General features: G+C 48.1%; 2 protein-coding genes. Both read right to left on the bottom strand.

All coding sequences use genetic code 11. The annotated features are described in order from the left end of the window. Positions 1–400 (bottom strand): hypothetical protein (locus KDK15_RS20540; RefSeq protein WP_257297269.1); only part of this gene is annotated, 400 nt, incomplete at its 3' end. Between the two features lie 447 nt (positions 401–847). Next, positions 848–1,492 (bottom strand): hypothetical protein (locus KDK15_RS20535; protein WP_257297268.1); only part of this gene is annotated, 645 nt, incomplete at its 5' end.

The raw sequence follows: 1,492 nt of genomic DNA, 5'->3' as shown, positions 1-1,492 counted from the left end.
ATTCAGATGTTGATGCTGATATTGATGCGGATTCAGATGTTGATGCTGATATTGAGATTGCGCCAATTATTGAACCAGCTGCGCTTGAATTAATTGACTTTGTCCGCCTAAGCAATTCTGAAGAACTGGCTGGCTGAATCATATGACTGGTTTGATCCTGGCTACCCTGTGCAAGCGTCGTCTTCCCTGTCTTTTTATTATTAGCCACTTGACGTGAGTGAAACACTCTGGCTGGTTTAGCACGATCATGAGGAGGTTTTTTATCATCATCAGGAATTTTTTTATCATCATCATCATGAAGATTTTTTTTATCAGGAAATTTTTTATCATCATCATTAGGAAATTTTTGATCAGGCAGAAAACCTGGATTAGTTGGTTTAACTGGAAATCGAAGATGCATCGCTTGATTAACCCGTCAGTTGACTTCTATTAATTTTAGATCGAGTAGAAAAATATCCAACTTTACAAAATTTGCAAATATCCGAGAGAAAAAATTATACGGTCCAGGGGTGGCAAACAAGGATTGTTGATTATTGCCGTCTATAGTATTTCATAGCTGCACATCGCCAGGCAGAACTGCCCAACTTCCCGGGTGCTCAGTAACTTTCAAAAAACCAGGCCTCCTTTTTTTAAAAGCTGATTCCTAGACAGCCTAATAGACAAAACAACTGTATTTATATACAGCTCAAAGACCCAATACAGGAGGAAGCCCATGTCCATTAACCCCATGTGACGAGTTGACCGGGACGGAAGCATGTTTACTGATAAGAAAGCCGCGGAAGAACACGGCAGTCTATTCTCGGACAGCCCCCCCGGACCGACAGTTTGTTGCTCATGGTTTCCATCGTTAAACCGGCGTCTGGGCAAACTCCTCCACTTCGGTTTGCAGCCGCGCCGCTATTTCCGCCTGTCGTTGTCCGGCAGGTACTGCCTTGCCATTCAGTGACCCCAAACTACCCAGCGCCACCTGGGTAATGATCTCTTCTTGCAGGTCACTGTCCAGGTTGTGGTTGATAAAATACTGTGGCAACTGGTCGGCGACTTCCGCCTTTATGGTTTTATAAGCACTGAGCATGTCGGTTATTGTACCCGGGTCGTACTGGTGCTGCTGGAACACTGGCGGCTGTGCGCACTCTGCTGCCTCCTGGCAGGATCGCTGGCTGGCATTGTCCCGGGTTGGCAGCAGGTCAATAATGTGTGCCACCAGTTGTTGCGCCTCGTCGTATTGACTGGTCACCTTGCCAGCACTGACCATCGACATCAGCTTCAGGCGGTTCATCGCCTCTTCCTGGACCCCCATCTTGCTGTCGTACAGGATGGTGAAGCGCTGCCAGGCACTCTGGCTGTCTCTGGGAGCCGGATCATCCCACTGGGGTTCCAGTCCAAAACAGTCGGGCATCCTTGTCAGTGACTGGATGGCCTGTTGCTGTTGCTGATCCGACAGCGCGAAGAATGATGCCCGGGCCGAACCATAATCACCCGCTTCCAGCTG

The organism is Endozoicomonas sp. YOMI1, assembly GCF_024606345.1.
In the GTDB taxonomy this organism is placed as follows: domain Bacteria; phylum Pseudomonadota; class Gammaproteobacteria; order Pseudomonadales; family Endozoicomonadaceae; genus Endozoicomonas.
The sequence above is the reverse complement of the archived record's forward strand: the minus strand, read 5'-3'. Positions and strand labels throughout refer to the sequence as shown.